This window comes from Pseudomonas sp. GW821-FHT10C09, from assembly GCF_059415465.1.
On sequence record NZ_JBWKNG010000015.1, the window covers coordinates 128644 to 147187 of the forward strand.

At 58.5% G+C, this 18544-nt stretch carries 17 protein-coding genes and 1 pseudogene; 9 read left to right on the top strand and 9 right to left on the bottom strand.

The window, feature by feature from the left end; all coding sequences use genetic code 11:
• Positions 1-147: 147 nt before the first annotated feature.
• Positions 148-3897: a response regulator gene (locus AC07N8_RS17375; protein WP_493145014.1), complete on the bottom strand. Its 3750-nt coding sequence runs from the start codon at positions 3895-3897 to the stop codon at positions 148-150.
• Positions 3898-4050: 153 nt separating this feature from the next.
• Complete coding sequence (locus AC07N8_RS17380) at positions 4051-4287, bottom strand: hypothetical protein (protein ID WP_483843888.1); 237 nt, start codon at positions 4285-4287, stop codon at positions 4051-4053.
• 202 nt (positions 4288-4489) lie between these two features.
• Here AC07N8_RS17380 and AC07N8_RS17385 point away from each other — a divergent pair, with 202 nt between their 5' ends.
• Together AC07N8_RS17385 and AC07N8_RS17390 are read left to right on the top strand one after the other, a co-directional pair.
• A complete protein-coding gene (locus tag AC07N8_RS17385; protein WP_493145018.1) occupies positions 4490-4831 on the top strand; it encodes a hypothetical protein in 342 nt (113 codons plus the stop codon).
• Positions 4832-5029: 198 nt separating this feature from the next.
• Positions 5030-5422: a GFA family protein gene (locus AC07N8_RS17390; RefSeq protein ID WP_493145020.1), complete on the top strand. Its 393-nt coding sequence runs from the start codon at positions 5030-5032 to the stop codon at positions 5420-5422.
• Between the two features lie 143 nt (positions 5423-5565).
• Here the strand turns inward: AC07N8_RS17390 and AC07N8_RS17395 are convergent, their stop codons facing one another.
• Both AC07N8_RS17395 and AC07N8_RS17400 read right to left on the bottom strand, forming a co-directional pair.
• Positions 5566-6027 carry a GyrI-like domain-containing protein gene (locus AC07N8_RS17395; RefSeq protein WP_493145023.1) on the bottom strand — a complete coding sequence of 154 codons (462 nt, stop codon included), beginning with the start codon at positions 6025-6027 and terminating at the stop codon, positions 5566-5568.
• A gap of 65 nt (positions 6028-6092) precedes the next feature.
• Positions 6093-6545 carry a hypothetical protein gene (locus AC07N8_RS17400; RefSeq protein WP_483843884.1) on the bottom strand — a complete coding sequence of 151 codons (453 nt, stop codon included), beginning with the start codon at positions 6543-6545 and terminating at the stop codon, positions 6093-6095.
• 153 nt (positions 6546-6698) lie between these two features.
• Here AC07N8_RS17400 and AC07N8_RS17405 point away from each other — a divergent pair, with 153 nt between their 5' ends.
• From AC07N8_RS17405 to AC07N8_RS17420, 4 genes are all read left to right on the top strand, one after another.
• Positions 6699-7142, top strand: a complete 444-nt coding sequence (locus tag AC07N8_RS17405; protein ID WP_493145025.1) for an anti-virulence regulator CigR family protein — start codon at positions 6699-6701, stop codon at positions 7140-7142.
• A gap of 115 nt (positions 7143-7257) precedes the next feature.
• Positions 7258-7779, top strand: a complete 522-nt coding sequence (locus AC07N8_RS17410) for a hypothetical protein (RefSeq protein WP_493145027.1) — start codon at positions 7258-7260, stop codon at positions 7777-7779.
• 265 nt (positions 7780-8044) lie between these two features.
• The gene (locus AC07N8_RS17415) at positions 8045-10630 is read left to right on the top strand and encodes a bifunctional diguanylate cyclase/phosphodiesterase (protein ID WP_493145029.1); all 2586 of its coding nucleotides are present in this window, start codon (positions 8045-8047) and stop codon (positions 10628-10630) included.
• 137 nt (positions 10631-10767) lie between these two features.
• Positions 10768-12687, top strand: a complete 1920-nt coding sequence (locus AC07N8_RS17420) for a tyrosine-protein phosphatase (protein WP_493145031.1) — start codon at positions 10768-10770, stop codon at positions 12685-12687.
• A gap of 48 nt (positions 12688-12735) precedes the next feature.
• On the opposite strand, the gene AC07N8_RS17425 is transcribed toward AC07N8_RS17420, so the two are convergent.
• A complete protein-coding gene (locus tag AC07N8_RS17425) occupies positions 12736-13674 on the bottom strand; it encodes an AraC family transcriptional regulator (RefSeq protein ID WP_493145033.1) in 939 nt (312 codons plus the stop codon).
• A gap of 247 nt (positions 13675-13921) precedes the next feature.
• On the opposite strand from AC07N8_RS17425, the gene AC07N8_RS17430 reads away from it, so the two are divergent.
• The 3 genes from AC07N8_RS17430 (at position 13922) to AC07N8_RS17440 (ending at position 16370) form a co-directional block, all read left to right on the top strand.
• Positions 13922-14848 carry a Gfo/Idh/MocA family protein gene (locus AC07N8_RS17430; RefSeq protein WP_493145035.1) on the top strand — a complete coding sequence of 309 codons (927 nt, stop codon included), beginning with the start codon at positions 13922-13924 and terminating at the stop codon, positions 14846-14848.
• Between the two features lie 101 nt (positions 14849-14949).
• Complete coding sequence (locus AC07N8_RS17435; RefSeq protein WP_493145037.1) at positions 14950-15225, top strand: metal/formaldehyde-sensitive transcriptional repressor; 276 nt, start codon at positions 14950-14952, stop codon at positions 15223-15225.
• 8 nt (positions 15226-15233) lie between these two features.
• Positions 15234-16370 (top strand): nickel/cobalt efflux protein RcnA, encoded by a 1137-nt coding sequence (locus AC07N8_RS17440; protein ID WP_493145039.1) that lies wholly within the window; start codon positions 15234-15236, stop codon positions 16368-16370.
• An 80-nt stretch (positions 16371-16450) separates the two neighbouring features.
• Here the strand turns inward: AC07N8_RS17440 and AC07N8_RS17445 are convergent, their stop codons facing one another.
• The 4 genes and pseudogenes from AC07N8_RS17445 to AC07N8_RS17460 all read right to left on the bottom strand — a co-directional run bounded on the left by AC07N8_RS17445 (position 16451) and on the right by AC07N8_RS17460 (position 18534).
• Positions 16451-16813 (bottom strand): hypothetical protein, encoded by a 363-nt coding sequence (locus AC07N8_RS17445; protein ID WP_493145041.1) that lies wholly within the window; start codon positions 16811-16813, stop codon positions 16451-16453.
• A gap of 119 nt (positions 16814-16932) precedes the next feature.
• Complete coding sequence (locus AC07N8_RS17450; protein ID WP_493145043.1) at positions 16933-17505, bottom strand: chorismate mutase; 573 nt, start codon at positions 17503-17505, stop codon at positions 16933-16935.
• Positions 17506-17661: 156 nt separating this feature from the next.
• Positions 17662-17943: pseudogene (locus AC07N8_RS17455) on the bottom strand (phage infection protein); the annotation flags it as partial.
• 162 nt (positions 17944-18105) lie between these two features.
• Complete coding sequence (locus AC07N8_RS17460) at positions 18106-18534, bottom strand: nuclear transport factor 2 family protein (protein WP_483843874.1); 429 nt, start codon at positions 18532-18534, stop codon at positions 18106-18108.
• Positions 18535-18544 lie beyond the last annotated feature (10 nt).

Sequence of the window (18544 nt, forward strand, 5' to 3'; positions counted from 1 at the left end):
AGTCGGGCGCAATCCCGAAAGCGCGACGGGAATGCACGGTCCGTCGCTTCTGCCAAGTGACTGCAGTAACGCATGCCGCCCACACCGCTGCTCTGAAATGGCCTGAACTGAAGCCGCCGGGCGCTGAAAAACGCTGAAAACTTCTGATCAGCCCGTGTTAGCCGGCGGTTGCACAGCCCGTAGGGCCTCTCTCAGGCAGGCCTGGGCCCGGCCGAAATCGAATTGTTTGATCGCGCCTTCCAGTGACGCAAAGCGATAGGCAAACACGCCGCGCAACACGCTGGCATGGGCGGAAAAGTAGGGCACTGCCTGCGCATCAAAATCCCCCAGCAGGGCGTCGAGGTCTTGGCAGATCCGCTGCAACTCGACAACGTCGACCGCTGTCGGCGCAGCCTCGACTGCGCATGGCAACTTCTGCTGCAGTTGCCCCAGCAATGCCTTCAAGGGGACGGACAACGTCTGCAAACCGATGCGCAACTCATCGATCGGGCGCTTTGCGCGCAGTGCCAACTCCAATGCATTGGCCGCTTGTGCGACGGCGTCGGCGCCGATGGTCGCGGAGGCGCCTTTGCAGCTATGGGCCAACAACTCGGCTTTGACCAGCTCGCCCGCCGCCAGCGCTGCACTCAACTGATCCAGCAACGGGCTCTGGTGGTCCAGGTAGCGGTGCAACAGATCCACATACAGGTTGTGCCGGCCGAGTACCCGTCGGAGTCCGGCCACCGTATCTACGTCATCGAGTTTCAAACCCGCATCGGCGTCGCTCATCCCGGACTGCGGCGTGACGGCGCGTTGTGGCTGGGCCGGCGTTTTCGTCAGCCAGCGTCGGAGTAGGGCGTAGAGCGTCTGCGGCTCGAAGGGCTTGCTGACAAAGTCATTCATGCCAGCGGCCAGACAGGCGTCATGATCACGCTGGCTGGCGTTGGCCGTCATTGCGATCACCGGCAGTGTGCCCAGCCCCGGCCGTTGGCGCAGCAGACGGGTGGCCGCCAGTCCATCGAGCACCGGCATCTGCATGTCCATGAACACCAGGTCATAGCGAACGTCCGACAACCGGTTCAGCGCCTGACGGCCATCCGTCGCGATATCAACCCCACACCCCACCGCCTGCAGCAATTCGGCGGCCACCTGCTGGTTCAGTTCGTTGTCTTCAACCAGCAAGACACGGGTCCCTTCGGGCGCACTCCAATCGCTGAAAGGCTCCCGTGCGGTCGGGCCATCAATGACAGTGCTGCGGGACAACTGCAGGCGAACCTCAAACCAGAAGTTGCTGCCTTCGCCCAACACGCTCTGGACGCCGACCTGGCCACTCATCAACCCGGCCAGTTGTTTGGCAATTGCCAGCCCCAGGCCCGTACCACCAAAGCGGCGTGTGGTGGAGGCGTCAGCCTGCTGGAAGCTCTGGAACATGTGTTTTTGCTGCTCGGACGAGAGCCCGATGCCGCTGTCGGTCACGCTGAAATAAAACAAAGCGTCATCCGCGCCGGCCTGACGCAGGCTCACCTCAACCCGGATCTGCCCACGTTCGGTGAATTTCACCGCATTACTGAGGTAGTTGAGCAGTATTTGCCGCAGTCGAAGCGAATCGCCACGCAAGCATTCGGGCACGTCGGCACCGATGTTCAAGCGCATATCCAGGCCTTTCTCGGCAATGCGCGGGCGCACCTGATCGAGCGCTTCCTCCAGCAACTGGACCAGGCTGAAGTCGCGGACCTCCAGCTGAAGCTTGCCGGCCTCGATCTTGGAAAAATCCAGAATGTCGTCAATGACCCCCAGCAAATGCCGGCTGGAACGTTGGACTTTGTGCAGGTAGTCGCGCTGACGTTCGTTCAGTTCTGTCTTCAACGTCAGGTGCGTCATGCCGATGATGGCGTTCATCGGCGTGCGAATCTCGTGGCTCATGTTGGCGAGGAATTCGGCTTTGATGCGTGCACTTTCCTCGGCCAGTTGCCGCGCCTGCAGCATCTCGTCGGCGGCTGCTTGTTGTGCGGAAATGTCTTCGATGATCCATATCGAACCGCGCGACTGGTTTCCGGACGCGATGGCGCGGGCACTGACGCTGGCCCAGAAGCATTGGGCGTCCTTGCGACGAAGTTGAATTTGCTGCTGATAAATGTCGCCGCGTTCCAGCGCCTCGCGGACCTGCGTTTCCAGCGTCATCAGTGTGTGCGCCGACATGACCTGATCCAGCCAGATCAGCGGGGAGCACTGCAGCTGCTCGCCCGGCACGTATCCCAGGAGTTCATCCAGCCGTGAATTGGCCTGCGTGATCAACCCGCCCTGTACCAGTGCAATGCCATACGGCGCCGAGCTCACAATGGCCTGCTGCAGTTCGTGAGCTTCACGCAGGCTACGTTCTTCAGTTTTGCGCTGGCTGAGATCGCGAAACGCCACGCACAGGCATTGCCCGCGATCTTCGCGCGCGGGCAACAGGCACAGGCGCATCTCGGCAGGAAACTCGCCACCATCGGCACGACGGGCAACCAGCTCGACGGTGTCGAGCACGTTGTTGATACGCACCCGCTCAAGCAAGTGATCAATCGCCTCGAGTTGGTTGTCGGGCACCAGCGTGCGGTAACTCTGGCCCAGCAAGCTGCCGGGGGCATAACCAAAGGTCGCTTCGCTTTCCTGATTGGCGAGGATCACGCCGTGCTCGTCGAACACCAGTAGCGCTTTGGGGGCAAACTCGACAATGCCGCGATACCAGCTTTCAGTGGCTTCCAGGGACTGTTGGCGCTGTTGCAGTTCTAACGCCTGTATTTCCAGTTGCCGGGTCTGCCGATGAGCCTGCAGCAACAACTGCAGATTGTGAGTTCGCTGCTGCAGCAAACTGAGCAAGGTGCCGAGCCGGTTGGGCAAGTTGTCGAGTAACGTCAGCTGGGCGGGATCCGGGCGATGAGCGAAATCGAGCTCCAGGCTGGCCAACTGTTGCCCTTCTTGCAGCAGTGGCAAACTGAAATGCACCTGGCCAGTACGGGGCGTGAAGGGCACGGCGTCGAATAGCAACACGGCCTTGCAACCCAGGTATTCGCCCAGCTTTTGCTGCAACGTTTCGGCAAAAGCCTCCCGACTGGCACATAACTGCAAGGCTTGCACCAGCTCGCCGAGGTGCCCCTTGACCCAATGCTGGCGGCGCAGTTCTTCATTGACCTCGACATAGGCATCGAAAGCGTCGGCGAGGGTCACGACTTCGGCAAGCCCCTGGCGGTGCGGTGGTTCCCCGAGGGCTTCGCCGGCATGCAGGCGGCGCATGCGCTCGGAAAGACGCAACAACGGCATCACCAACTGGCGGCGCAGGATGACCAGAAAGGCCAATCCTGCGCCCAACGAGATCAGTTGCATCAGGACATTGATGTGGCTGGCCAGCTCGGCATTGTGCCGGGCTGTCTCAAAGTCGCTATTAAAACGTTCGGTGATCGAGAGTCTCAGCTGATTAAGCGCGACGGCAAAATTCCACTCGGAGTTGATGTAGGAAGTCGTGGCAAGCAGTGACACGCCCCCTCTGTGGAAACTCTCCTCCATGGCCGCGCGCTCCATGCCCGTCTGCTTGAGATCCATGTCCTCGACCTTGGCCAGTAATCGGTCCTCTGAGTCAGTCAGGCCAATTGCTCGAAAATCCATCGCCGCGTCGTGGAATGTCCGGCCGTTTTGCCACTTTTGGTTGTATTGGGTGAGAAACAGCTCATCGCCGGTGCCGACATAGAGCCTCGCCAGTTGCGTCAGTTCGCGGTTGAGGGTCGACATTCTGGCAACGCCGGTGATCGTCTGGTGGCGTCGATCAGTGGCTTGCTCGGCCTGTTTGCCGAAGTACTCATCCAGAGCCACAGTCGTCAGGCAGGCCACAAGTGCCATGCCAAATCCTATCGAGATGAGTTTGCTCAGACGTTCCAGGCTCATGGGGTCTCCTGCGACAACAGCCCCGGACATGCGCCGCAAGCTTGGGTGTGCAGTAAACCGCCACGCCTTCAGCGGTGCTGTGAAAACAGCTGATTCAATCGTATCGGTTTGATGAAAAACGCTGAAAAGGTGTGAAGTGCCGGGTTGGCAGTGCTAAAGCCACGTATTCACCACCCGCCGATCCAGTTCCTCCCAATCCGCCATGCCCAGCACCCGCATGGTGTTCAATCCGCGTAAATAACCGCGCAACTGATTGGCCGTGGCCCGCGCGAGCTCCGGCTCGGGCGGGATTTCGCCCATCAGCACGGTTTCGTATTGGACCAGGTAATCGGCCACCCGCTCACGGAAGTCGGGTAAAACCGCGTCGCGGATCAGGTCAAAAGTTCTCAAGGCGTGATCCTCATCAATCTTTGCTGGTGGTAATTGAGTGTGCATCCATCTGCGTGGCGCGCAACTATCGCTAGACGTAATAGTGACCATTACCAAACACAAGTTCTTCTTTGTCGACAATAGCCGGAAAATCGCCTCCATCGAACACGCGGCTGAAAAAAAGCGCGTGATGAACCGAACATTTGTTTTCAGGAAGAGACCGATGCGTCCTTTATTCGTATTTGCCACGGCAGTTGCTTCAGTGTTACTCGCCGGTTGTGCGTCCGCACCGAACGACCCGACCCTGACCTTGCAGACCCGCAAGACCCCAGCGCAATACGCTGACTGCGTCGTCCCGAAATTGCAGGGCAGTGCGTTGAGCCCGACCGTCTCGCAGACCTCGCGCAGCTACCGGATCGTGGTGCCGAGCAAAGTCTCGACGGACAACGTGCTGGAAGCCTACAAGGCCGGTGACGGCGGCAAAGTGTTCATCTATGAACGCCATTTGCTGGCGTCGAGCTTCCTGCCATCAAGTTTTGAACGCGCCGCACAGGATTGCATCTGACCCGGATTGAAAGCGTTTTTTACAGAGCTCCTTTGGTTGGCCGCAACCAACCAATTTTCTTGCCCCGCACCGCATTTCGGTGACGGGGCTTTTTTTGGTCTGAAATTGAATAACCCCGTGAGTGAAATAATAGCGTTCACCCCCGTGCTGCTATCTTCTTATCACCTTGCGAATGTGTGATTTCAGAGGAGGTGCAGCATGGATCGATTCACGGGCGGCTGCGTGTGCGGCAATGTCAGGATTGTGGCCTCGGGCCGTCCTTACCGGGTTGGTCTTTGCCACTGTCTCGATTGCCGCAAACACCATGGGGCACTTTTCCATGCCTCGGCGATATTCCCTCAGGAGGCGGTGACGATCGAGGGCCAGACAGGCGATTACGCCGGTCGGTTTTTCTGTCCTCGCTGCGGTTCGTCGGTTTTCGCCCGCTCGGGCGATGAAGTCGAAGTGAACCTGGGGTCGCTGGATGCCCCTGACCAACTGAAGCCCACTTACGAAAGCTGGACCGTGCGTCGCGAGTCCTGGTTGCCGGCGTTCCCGCTCATCAGACGCTATGAACACGATCGGGAAGGCACGGGGCGCGCGGAGGAGTAGGGTTGAGGCGATACACAACAAAAAGCCCGCTTCGGCGGGCTCTCTGTTTGGGGTCAAATCCATTTGTGATTTCAATCTGCGCTACGTTTTGTAAGCGTTTCGTGAAAAACATGTTGTCGAAATGAAAAAGCCTGTCGGGACGCTTACGACACGATGCCGATATGAATCTGAACTTCGTCTGGGCCGCCATACGATTCAAAATCCGTGGCGTAACTGCGTTGCACCAGTGGATGCGCTTCAAAGTAGGCCCAGATGGTCCCCCAGGCCTGGATAACGGCCGCCGGCATGGGGCCGCGGGCCTCGAAGACCATGTACTTGCCTGCCTGAATCTCGACGTAATCGAAGTCGCGGTTCGGCGTATTGACGCAGACCCCCGCCGTCACATCGTAAGCACCGCTCGCGTCAGATTCGTAGGCCGAATACACGCCGACAATCGGCGCGTCGGGCACTCGTTGCGGGATCTTCTCGGCGACGCTGTCGGAAAAAAAGCGACCCCACACATCGGGGATTTTTGCGTTGTCCTGCGTGGACTCATCGCGGTTGTTCGTACGTACGGTCAGACCCGCTACGTGGAAACTGGACAGGTGTGCGATGTTGGGTTCCATTCCGGGACTCTCACTTTGTTGAAGAACCCGGATTAAAGCACACCCTGACGCCAATTAAGGGATGGCTACTTCGCCGTGCTGCCTTGCTTGATATCCCCACAGAAAATATCGACGTTGCCATCCGTTGCAGTTGTTCGCAGGACGATGGAATACCCGCCCGCCAGCAGCACCGACATCGCAACAGGCGCGGTTCTGGATAACGTCCAGCCGCGTATGGGCTGGCGTTCGGTGTTGACCTGATCATTCATGGCATAGGCGACGGCCCCGGGTTTCTCGCAACTGCCTTTATAGATGAAGGTGTAGAGGCGCAAGGGCAGGACAATGCCGCTTGGAGCACCGCTGATGAAGAAACTGAGCCCGGTTTTATTGTCAAAACTGGTCAGCGTTACATCGCCGATCTGGCCGGCATTCTGTCGCGTGGCAACTAACGGAACGGTCACGCTTTTGCTTGATGATGTGGCGCAGCCGAAAAGGGTGGCGCTGACCAGTAGCGCTGCCAGTGAGTGTCTGAACTTCATGGCCAAACTCCTGTGTCGAAGAACTGCGGGGGTGATTAGCCGGTATAGCTCATTAATGGCATTTCTGATGTTCTCCGCACGAAATTGTGCACACTCGTTGGATTGGAGAACTAAATTTCAGTACAGCGTCCTGCCACTAAGAAGGAACGACCCATGTTCAGATCTCGTTTAATGATTTCAGCCGTTACGTGCCTTGCGTTGATCGTCGGCTCAACAACGGCATTGGCCGACCCTGGCAATGGAAAGGGGCAGGGTAACGGCAAGGGAAACCCGCACAACAACCAGGCTCATGGAAACCAAGGCAAGGGCAGCGATTGGGACAACGGCCCAAGCATTGATCGCGGCAATGTCCTGGGAATTATTGGCGGGTATCCGGGCTACTGGAATCCAGGGCCTGCATTGCCACCAGGTATTCAAAAGAACCTTGCGCGAGGCAAACCGTTGCCACCTGGTATTGCCAAAAAACTGGACGGTCGGTTAGTCGGCAGGCTGCCTCATTACGAGGGGTATGAATGGCAACAAGCGGGTACCGACTTGATATTGGTAGCACTCGCAACCGGGCTAATTTACGAAGTGCTCAACGGTGCTTTTGATTAGTGTTTGAGTCTTGTTTTCAATAGCGCAGTAAAGGCATTCCGTCTATCGCGGGACTTGAACCGACTGGGGTCTGACGCGTCTTAAAACACGTGATATCAACCCTATGGAAGCAATCATGCTTTTAAAAAACAAGAGTCTCGTTGCTGTAATGTCATGCGCCTTGATGCTTGCAGCCGCCCCATTACTGCCTGCTGATCTGTCCATCATGAACTCCGCTTATGCGAAGGACGGTGGTGGTGGTGGTGGTGGTGGTGGTGGTGGTGGTGGTGGTGGCGGCGGTAATGGTGGAGGTCACGGAGGTGGCGGTGGTGTTGGTGGTGGTGGCCATGGTGGCGGTACAGCCGGCGGCCACAGCGGATCAGATCACGCCGGCGGCATTAGCAGTAACGGGCACGGCAACGGGCTCAGCAGTGACCATGCCGGCAAAGCTGTTCGCGATCATGGTGAAAGCGGAAACCACTATGGCAGTGATCGCAATGGTGATCGCGGTCATGGCTCAACGACTTCGGGCATCGCTCACTCCAAAGACACTCGCGGCGTAGCCAAAGCCCGGGCGGTTGCGACTTCGACGCCCGGAGATCACAACACCAAAGGCTTGAGTAAAGTCGGGACGTCGGTATCGCCCAAGACGCATTGATCAGCCGCACTTCGAACTGGGCGCCTGTTTGAATCCGATCTTCAGGCGCCGCATTCGGCAACCATTAATACCCCACAGCTTTATCGCTGACCTCCCATATCCGGCATAAATTTCTGTCTTGTCCCGAGTAGCGGACAGATTCCTCGTCTACCCTCTGCGAGAGCATTGTGAACGGCCACGCGCAAAATCAGGTTGTTCATTAGTTCGCTGATACAGCCGATAACGTGGTGTACAACCCTCTTGCATCAACGACCAGCGGGAAATTATGCCGAATAGCCTCGCCTCTATCGTCCACTCCCTCTCTCATCGTTCGAGCGTGTCGCTGGCACGAACTTCACTGTTCAAGTTTGTCGGTCTATTGGCTGGTGTGTTTTTACTGGCCAGCTTTTCACTGGTTTATCTGGCAAACGATTTAGACCGGACAGAGGAAGTCGAAAGTGCGTTTTACACAAAGAAGGCTGTGCAATCGCTGGAAAAATCGCTGCGCTCAGTCGTCAAGGACTATGCATTTTGGGGGGATGCCTACAAGCACTTGCATGCTCAAGTAGACCCGGAGTGGGCTTATGTACGGCAAAACGCCGGGCCAACGCTTTACAGCGATTTTGGATTTCAGGGACTGTTTGTCGTCAACGACGTCAATCAAACGGTTTACTCCGTGATCAAGGGTGAGCTGAAACCCGTTGACGCTTCAGAGTGGCTGGGGAATGTCATTGCGCCGCTTCTCGAAAAGGCCCGTGCAGGCGCGGAATCAGAAACACCGACAACCGCGTTTATCAATATTGGAGGCGAACCCGCCCTGGTCGCGGCAGCCGCCATTACACCGGGAACCGACCCAACCGTGGTGTCTGACGCCCGGCTGCCGTCGGTGTTGATTTTCGTCGACATTCTCGACAGCGCCAAACTTCAGCTATTAGGTAATGATTTCGGGGTCGAAGACCTTCATGTCGCCACGGCTGATGATAGTGACGCAAGGTCTTTCTTGCCGCTGGGCGAGAACGGTGCTGCCGGCAATCTGTCCTGGAGTCCGTCTAGCCCAAGTCTGCGGTTACTGGCAGTGGGGCTGCCTTTGATCGGCATTGCCGCGTTGTTGGTGTGCCTCATGACCTGGGTTATTTTGCGGCGCACCACCGCCAGTGCGGTTGCGCTGGACGCCAGCTACACCTCGCTTCAGGACAGCCAGGATGCCCTCGGCATCAGCGAAGCGCGCTTTCGCGATGTCGTTGAAGCCATCTCGGATTGGGTATGGGAAGTAGGCGATAGCGGGCGTTTCACCTATTTATCCGATCGATTTGAAAACGTCACCGGACTCTCCCGGGACGCCTGGCTCGGTGCGCCGATCAATGACCTGTTGAGCACCGAATTAGGTTTGCTGACCCAGTGGTTGAGTATTCCGAACCGTCGTCCGGACATCAGCATCCAGTGTCGGTATGTCGATGCCAAGGGGCGGGAGCGCATCACGCGTATCTCCGCCCGGGACATGACGGGCGCAGGGTTCCGGGGCACCGCAACGGATGTGACGGATGAAGTCGAAGCCCGTCGGCGCATCGAGTTCCTTTCCCAGCATGATGCCCTCACCGGGCTACCCAACAGGACCCGTCTTCAAGAGTTCCTCGACGGGAAACTCAAGGCATTGCCGACGGTGGAACAACCGCTGGTCATGCTCTGCCTGGACCTCGATCGCTTTAAACCGGTCAATGACTTGCTCGGCCATGCCGCTGGTGACCGCGTGCTCAATGAAGTGTCGAGCCGCCTGGCTGACTGCGTGCGCCACGGCGACCTTGTCGCCCGGGTCGGCGGGGATGAATTTGTACTGATCCTCAGTGACGTGAGTTCCCAGGAAGAAGTCGAGACCCTGTGTCATCGCCTGATCGAGTCCGTTGAGCGACCGATAGAGATTGATCAGCAGGAAGTGTTTGTCAGCGCCAGTATCGGCATCGCGATGGCGCCCAATGACGCGTGCGAAGCGACCGAGTTGCTGCGCTATGCGGACATTGCGTTGTACGAAGCCAAGACGGGCGGGCGTAACACCTGGCGCTTTTATGCCGGCGACATGAACGCCAAAATCATTGAGCGCCGGCGTCTGGAAAACGACCTGCGTTTCGCCATCAAACACGGTGAACTGCGCCTGCATTTCCAGCCACGCTATCGTATTTCGGACGGTCAGATGGTCGGTGCCGAAGCACTGGTCCGGTGGCAACATCCCGAGCGCGGTTTAATCCCTCCCGACACGTTTATCCCGATCGCCGAGGAGTCCGGGCTGATCCTTTCCCTGAGCAACTGGGTGATCCTGACCGCGTGCCGTTGCGCCGCGCAGTGGCCGTCGAATCTGTTCGTCTCCGTCAACCTGTCATCGACTGAATTCAAGCGCGGCAACCTGGTCGAGCGCATTCAGAAAACCCTGCACGACACCGGAATCGACCCTGCCCGGGTAGAGCTGGAAATTACCGAAAGCGTGATGCTCGAAGATGCTGCGGGCGCACTTGAGATAATGCGCACACTCAAACGCCTCGGCGTGCGGATCTCCATGGACGACTTTGGAACCGGATATTCATCGTTGAGTTACCTGCGCGCGTTTCCTTTCGACGGCCTGAAAATAGACCGCAGCTTCTTGAACAGGCTGGATGAAAGCGAGGATGACCGGGCCATTATCCAGGCGATCGTCGGCTTGGGGCGCGCGCTGGCGCTCACCGTGACGGCTGAGGGCATTGAAAGTGCCGAACAGCTGAGCTTGCTGAAAGCGGTGGCGTGCGATGAAGGCCAGGGTTATTTCCTGAGCCGGCCGCTTGATGTGAATGCGTTTAACGCGTTGGTCGGTGTCAGAGGCAGTGCGGGAAGCGTCAGCAACGTTTAAAAGTCGGGAAATACAGACCAAAAACGCGCGATCCGGACCAATCGCGCACCGATTTTCATCCGGTACCAATCTGTCATATTCGGTATTACTTCCTTGCAGATAGTGGTCAGCCCAATGCGTATGAATGAGGCTGTACCGTGTTTCCACGTCTTCTGTGTTCGCTGTCCGTTTTGAGCCTGTCCATCGCCGCTGCCCAGGCTGCCGAGACCACCAACCTCGACACTCCGCGCTTGCGCAGCATCGACAACTTCCGCGATATCGCCGGCATTACTACCGCGTATTCCACGGCCAACGACGGCACGATGCGTGGTGGTGTGTTCTACCGCTCCAACGCGCTGACCCCGTCGGCGGCGGATCTGGCGACCTTGAACGGCCTCGGTATCAAGGCCGTCTACGACCTGCGCACGCCGAGTGAAATCGCCGCGACGCCCGATACCCTGCTGACCGGGGCGACCTATACGAATATCGACATTATTGGCAGCGCCACGTCCGGTGCCAACATCACCACGGTCTCGTTCAGAAGTGCCGCCGATGCCGTCGCCATGATGCAGCAGACCAACCGGGCGTTCGTCAGTGATGCGGGGATGCGTGGTCAACTCAGCACGCTGTTCAATGAGCTGGCCAGTGTCGATGGCGCGCAGCTGTTCCATTGCACGGCCGGCAAGGACCGGACGGGCTGGACCGCCGCTGTGTTGCAGAGCATTGCCGGGGTCGACAGCGCCACCATCATGAGCAACTACCTGGCGACCAACGATTACACCGCCGCGCGTGTGAAGGCGACGCTGGCGGCCATGCCGCCGAGCATGGCGGCGATTTATGCGCCGCTCCTCGGTGTGGAAGCGAGTTTCCTGCAAGCCGGCCTGGATCAGGTGGCCGCGCAGTACGGCAGCATGGACAACTACCTCAAGCAAGGCCTCGGGCTGTCCCAGGAAACCATTTACGTGCTGCGCGGCAAGATGGTTTTCTACAACAGCCTGCCGGGCCAGGCCGGTCTCGTCGGCAACGCCGCGGCGGGTGCCGGGCTGCTGCAACAGTTGCAGAACAGCAACCTGTCCGGCACTTACAGCGCTTACAACTATTACCTGCAATCGGCGATCGATGCCCGCAGTCTTGGCGGCGTCGAGTCCACCGTCGGTGGCCAGGTGCATGCCGATGCGGCCAGCTACTTGCTGCGCCAAGGGGCGATGGTCGAGCAGGCCGCCGCGCCCTTCGCCAGCGGCACGGATCTGAAGATCGGCCAATATCGTTTGTGGAGCACTGCGCTCGCAGGTTATCTGGGCACTGATGGGTCGTCCCAGGCTGCCAGCAGCAACGAACACAGCCAAGGCTTGATGATCGGCCTGACCCAGCGCTTCTCCGAACAACTCAGCGCCCATGCAGGTTTTGGCTACAGCAATGGCAATGTCGGCGGGGCGGGCGGCGAAGTGGATACCGACTGGACCTTTTTCACCGGTGGCGCACGCTATGCGTTTGACGGTTTGGAACGTGGCTTGTTTGTCGAAGGCAAGGCCAACGCTGGCTGGCTCGACTACGAAAGCAAGCGCGACCTCGGTGGCGGACTAGGCACGGCCAAGGGCGATAGCCATGGCACGCTGTCCGGTGCAACCGTCGCGGTGGGCTACCGTGTGCCGGCGAGCACTATGATTCTCGAACCGAGCCTTGGCGTACGCGTCAGTCACCTGGACATATCCGGCTTCCAGGAGAAAGGCAGCGAGTTGGCCCTCGACGTCGACAGCACAGAGGAAACCCGCCGCAGTGCAGTGGCCAATCTCAATGTGGCATTTGCCCCGGTAGGCCTAGGCGCCTGGCAACTGGTGCCGGGTGTTCAGGTGGGTTACGAGCATGTGCTGGGCGATAACGACGTCTATAGCGAAGGACACCTGCTGGGTCTGGACGTCGAGCAGCGCGCGGCTTTCGACAACAGGGATCAGTTCACTGGCGGGGTGAATGTCATGGCCAATCTGGGCCCGCTGAGCCTGGGTGCCGAAGTCGGTGCCAGCGGTGGCGGGGACAGTCACGGTTTCAGCGGCGGTCTCAAGGCCAGCTATCTGTTCTGACCCAGAGGCACATGGAAACTTGTGGTGAGGGATCAAGCTCCCTTGCCACTAACGCCGGGCTCGTGTGCACCCGGATTTCACGTCAGCGGGACTGACGCCATAGGCATTCTTGAAATATTGGCAAAACCTGCCGACATTGCTGAAGCCGAATCGCAAGGCCACCTCGGTCACAGACGTCGGGACATCCTGCGCCAGCGCATCGTAGGCGCGTTCCAGACGCACTTGCCGTTGATAGTCAACGATCGAAAGACCCACGAACCGTCGAAAACCTTCCTGCAACGCACGCTGGCTGACGTTACTCAGCCGCGCCAGGTCCGTGCCGCTGACCATGTGCTCGGGATGCTCCTGAATGTAGTCGACTGCCAGCTTCACATGCCGTGGCGCGATCAGCGGAGCCGGTTGCCGCAGGGCTTCGGTGAAGTTGTGCGGCCAGGCCTCCAGCACCGTGTCGATCAGCATTTCCCGAAGCCGCGAAGGCATCAGCGTACCGCTGTTAATCAGTTGATCGAATTCAGTGCCGGTCGCCAGATCGATCAAGGCCTTGATGCCCTGGAACGCCGGGACATTCAAATCGACCGTCGGCTGGAAGTGCAGCTTTTCCATGATCGGCTTGTCCAGCAGCGTCGACAGTCGCTCGGTGAGGTGAGCGCGCCTGATCGACATCCCGTGCTGGGCATGATTGTCCAGAAAACGCATCGAGCGGATGTCGGCTTTATCAATCGCCAGGCCAACGTGGGTGACGCCGACCGACTCGGTCACGTGATTGAAGACGATCTTGCCGGCAGTAGGAATGACAAAAGTGATTTCGTCATGGGGGTCGGGAAACACGACCGTGAAGTCTCCGTGGTAATGCATCCGGCGAAAACTCACGCCTTCATGCCGGCCGTAGACGCCGCCGATGATGATGTTTGACGGCGGGGGTGGCGTGTCGGAATAGCGGTTGCCGAACATCGTCGAGAACAACGCGCCGAAGTCATCGCAACGCATGCCATCGGACCTGAGGATGATTTGCTGGCGTGTCGGGGCTGAGTACACCTTGAGTGGCACCTTGGGTCGGGGAAACTTGGGTACAGGGGCGAACGGGGTAGGCGGGGAACGCGAAGACGTTAGCAGGCGGGGGTGACAGGATTGTGACGGCGTGGGCATCAGCATGTCATCAATGACTTCCACGCTAGACAAACGTAATCTTGCCGGTTCGCGTTCCATGACAAGACAAAAAAAACAGGAGTCATTGATGCAACCGATTCGTCTCGGCCTGGTGGGCTACGGCAAGATTGCCCAGGATCAACACGTCCCCGCTATCAACGCCAACCCCGCGTTCCAGTTGATGTCTGTCGCCACCCAAGGGCAGCCGTGCGCCGGGGTGGAGAATTTTCAGTCCTTGAGCGAGCTGCTCGACAAGGGCCCGCACGTCGATGCGATTGCGTTTTGCACACCGCCGCAAGGTCGATTCGCACTGGTGCAACAAGCGCTGGCCGCCGGCAAACATGTGCTGGTCGAAAAACCGCCGTGCGCCACGTTGGGTGAAGCCATGGCGTTGGTCAGTCAGGCCGCAGAGCAAGGTGTCAGCGGTTTGTTCGCTTGGCACTCACGCTACGCGCCTGGCATCGAGGCCGCTCGTGACTGGCTGGCCACCCGCACCTTGCAAAGCGTTCAGATCGACTGGAAGGAAGACGTGCGCAAGTGGCACCCCGGCCAGGCCTGGATCTGGCAGCCCGGTGGCCTGGGCGTGTTCGATCCCGGCATCAATGCCTTGTCGATCGTCACCCATCTGCTGGCGCTGCCGCTGTTTGTCGAGTCTGCCGAACTGCGCGTCCCCGATAACTGCCAATCGCCGATTGCCGCGTCGATCAAAATGTCTGATGCACGCCACCTCGATGTCCGCGCGGAATTCGATTTCGACCACGGTCACGACGAACTCTGGAGCATCGAGATTCGCTGCGCCGAAGGCATCCTGCGTCTGGACAACGGCGGCGCCCTGTTGAGCATTGACGGCGTGCGCCAGGCTGTATCGGAGGAGGGTGAATACGCGGCGGTGTATCGACATTTCCAACAGCTGATTGGCGATAACGCCAGTGACCTCGACCTCCAGCCGCTGCGATTGGTGGCCGATAGTTTTTTTGTCGGCAGTCGAGTGTCGGTTGAGCCGTTCTACGACTAACGACCATTCTTTCTACCTGACATGACGACCTGCACCTGGGGATTGCGCATCTCCCCATGGCAGGTGATCATGCGCGCCTGCATAGGTAGGGGGGGGATGGTATGTCGCACACTCATGAGCAAAAAGACGATCTATTAAAACGGGTAAGACGCATCGCCGGGCAGGTTCAGGCGATAGAACGCGCACTGGAATCAGAGGCTGAATGCGGCAAAACCCTGCATCTCGTCGCGGCCACTCGCGGCGCAATCAACGGTTTGATGGATGAAATCATCGAGGCTCACGTCCACGCTCACGTTGCCAACCCGGAGTTGAGCGATGAGGAGCGGGCCAAGGGTGTCGAAGAACTGCTCGAAGCCATCCGTCGTTATTCCAAATAGGTCCTGTCATGCCAAATTTCGCAGAACTGCTGCAACAGGGCGGCGCCCACGCGTGGCTCTATTTCCCTAGCGCGATATTGCTGGGTGCCTTGCACGGGCTTGAGCCCGGACATTCGAAAACCATGATGGCGGCGTTCATCGTGGCCATTCGTGGCTCGGTCAAACAAGCGGTGTTGCTGGGCCTGGCCGCAACGCTGTCGCACACGGCGGTGGTGTGGCTGGTCGCAATCGGTGGCATGTACCTGGGCAAGGGAATGGATGCGCAAACCACAGAGCCGTATTTCCAGCTTGCCTCCGCTGCGATGATTATCTTGATTGCGCTCTGGATGCTGTGGCGCACCTGGCGTGGCGAACAGATGTTCAAGCTCGAGCAAGGTGAAGACCACCACCACGGCGAACATGACCACGCTCACCACGACGAAACCCAGCGAATCGATACCGGTCATGGCCGCATCGAACTGTCGATTTTCGAAACCGGTATGCCGCCGCACTGGCGCCTCAAAGCGTTGAGCGGGCATGCCTGGGGGGCTGCGGATGTCCGCGTGGTGACTACGCGTCCGGATGGCAGCACCCAGGCGTTCACGTTTATCGAGCAGGAAGGTTTTCTGCAGTCGACGGCCGACATTCCCGAACCCCACGAATTCAGCGCTCGCCTGAGTCTTGGGCATGCCGGGCACTCGCATGACTACGACCTGGAATACTCGGAGCATGACCACGGGCATTCGCACGCGGAACTGCAGGGCCTGGAGTTGTCGATTGACGGTTATCAGGATGCGCATGAGCGTGCCCACGCCAATGACATCCGCAAGCGTTTCACCAACCGTGACGTGACCACCGGCCAGATCATCGTGTTCGGTTTGACGGGAGGGTTGATTCCTTGTCCGGCGGCGATCACTGTTTTGCTGCTGTGCCTTCAGGTCAAGGAAATCGCCCTGGGCGGCATGCTCGTCCTGTGTTTCAGTATCGGTTTGGCGATTACGCTGGTGTCAGTCGGTGCGGCCGCAGCCATCGGTGCGCGGCAAGCCAGCAACCGCTGGCCGTGGCTGGGGGCGGTGGCGCGTCGGGCACCTTATTTGTCCGGGGTGTTGATTATCGCTGTGGGCTTGTACGTCGGCATTCATGGCTGGATCGGGTTGAATGCTTAAGTCGCTTTGAATGGCGTGCGCAAAAAAGCCCGGCTGATAAGGCCGGGCTTTTCATTGAGTACTGCGGTAAAGCCCTGCATTTATGCAGCGCGGCTTTCGATCAGACGGTCGGAACCACCTTCGGCAACGCGGTTCTGCATCAGATGGTCGGAACCATCAGCGGCTACGCGGTTTTCCATCAGATGGTCAGAGCCATCAGCGGCTACGCGGTTTTCCATCAGATGGTCAGAACCATCAGCGGCTACACGGTTTTCGATCAGACGGTCAGAACCATCAGCGGCTACACGGTTTTCGATCAAACGATCCGAACCACCTTCAGCTACACGGCTTTCAATCAGACGATCCGAGCCGCCTTCAGCGACCACAGGTTGAGCAGAGGTTGCGGCAAAAGCGTTAACTGCAAAGACCGAGAAAGCGATAGCGAGGAGGGTTTGGCGTTTCATGGTGGTGTGCTCCGGGGTGTTTATTGGTTGGTATGGAGCTGATGTTACGCCTCGGATTTTTTAAGAGAACTTCATTGAATTGATGGTGACTATTGACTCCGTCAATGGTTGACAACCAGTCATTGCGCCACGACACACAGCTCCCCGGTAGCGCGGATCAGGGCCTGGCCGTGCAGTTGATCCTTGATCAGGCTGGCTCGCTCGGTCCCTAGCCAGTCCTGGCAGTTGGGATCATTGCGATAGGGCGCGAAGTCGGCGTATTGCTGCAGCAGGCGGTTTTGCAGCTCATCCAACTGTGGCCGGATTTGATTGACGAGGTCTGGCCGTGGCGTGTCCGGTGCTTTGGACGCTGCGCGCCATTGAGCCAGCAGGCCGTACTGCACCAGCTTGTTGGCTTCGATTTGTGCTGCCGTCAGATCGGCAACTTCGTCCGGATCCAGTTTCCGGCTCGTGGCCATCTTCCTGGCGTTATCGATGACCTGAGTTTCCCGGGTCGTATCCTGGATCGGTTTGCCACTGTCCCATTTGGTCAACGCCACCAGGTCAGCAATGTTCAAGCGCTCGTTGATCGTCACCAGCAACGGCAACAAGCTGGCGGGTGCCGGGGAGGGCGTACCGGCCTGGGCGCCGCACGCGAATAAGCCGAACAGGGCGCAGGTCAGCAGTTGTGGCAGACGTGGCGAATGGAGCATGGGCAAACCTCATTGAGCGCAGAATTCACAATCAGGTCTTATGTACCACAGGTGCGGCAGGGGCTTTAAGTGGGGGCTGATTTATTTTGCGCATGAAAAAACCCGGCGGTTAGGGCCGGGCTTTTTGTTGAGTGTTGCGTGAAGACTATTCATTCATGCAGCGCGGCTTTCGATCAGACGGTCCGAGCCACCTTCAGCGACGCGTTTTTCGTTCAGACGGTCAGAGCCACCTTCGGCGACGCGGTTCTCGATCAGACGGTCAGAACCATCAGCGGCCACACGATTCTCGATCAAACGATCAGAACCACCTTCAGCCACACGGCTTTCAATCAGGCGATCCGAGCCGCCTTCAGCGACTACAGGTTGAGCAGAAGTTGCGGCAAAAGCGTTAACTGCAAAAACCGAGAAAGCGATAGCGAGGAGGGTTTGGCGTTTCATGATGGTGTGCTCCGGGGTGTTTATTGGTTGGTATGGAGCTGATGTTACGCCAGGGATTTTTTATGAGAACTTCATTGAGTTGATGGTGACTATCGATGTCGGCAATGGATCATCGCGCGCGGTGATATCACCGCGCGGAACGTGAGTTTCAGGCGTTTAGAATCAGGCTTTACTGGCCGCCAGATAAGCCCCAAGGCGCTGGCCCATTTGCTCGCCCAAGGCTTGCAAGCCGCTCAACGGACGGACCATCACCTCAAACTCGACGATTTTCCCGGCTTCGTTGAAGCGGATCATGTCGATGCCTTTCAACTGTTTCCCGCCGACATGGGCGCTGAACTCCAGGACCACGTTCAAGCCGTCTGCGGTCGCCAGCTCGCGGTGGTAGGCGAAGTCCTCGAACACATTGACAACGGTGTTGAGAATCATCGAAACCACGGCCGCACCCGGATAAGGCGTGTGGGCCATTGGTGAGCGGAACACGGCTTGCGGGTCCAGCAAACCGGGCAGGGCGCTCAAGTCCGCCGTGCGAATCATCTCGTGCCATTGCTTCAAGGACGCCGCGGCGTTGGGGTGCAGGTTCAGTTCAGACATTTTCTACTCC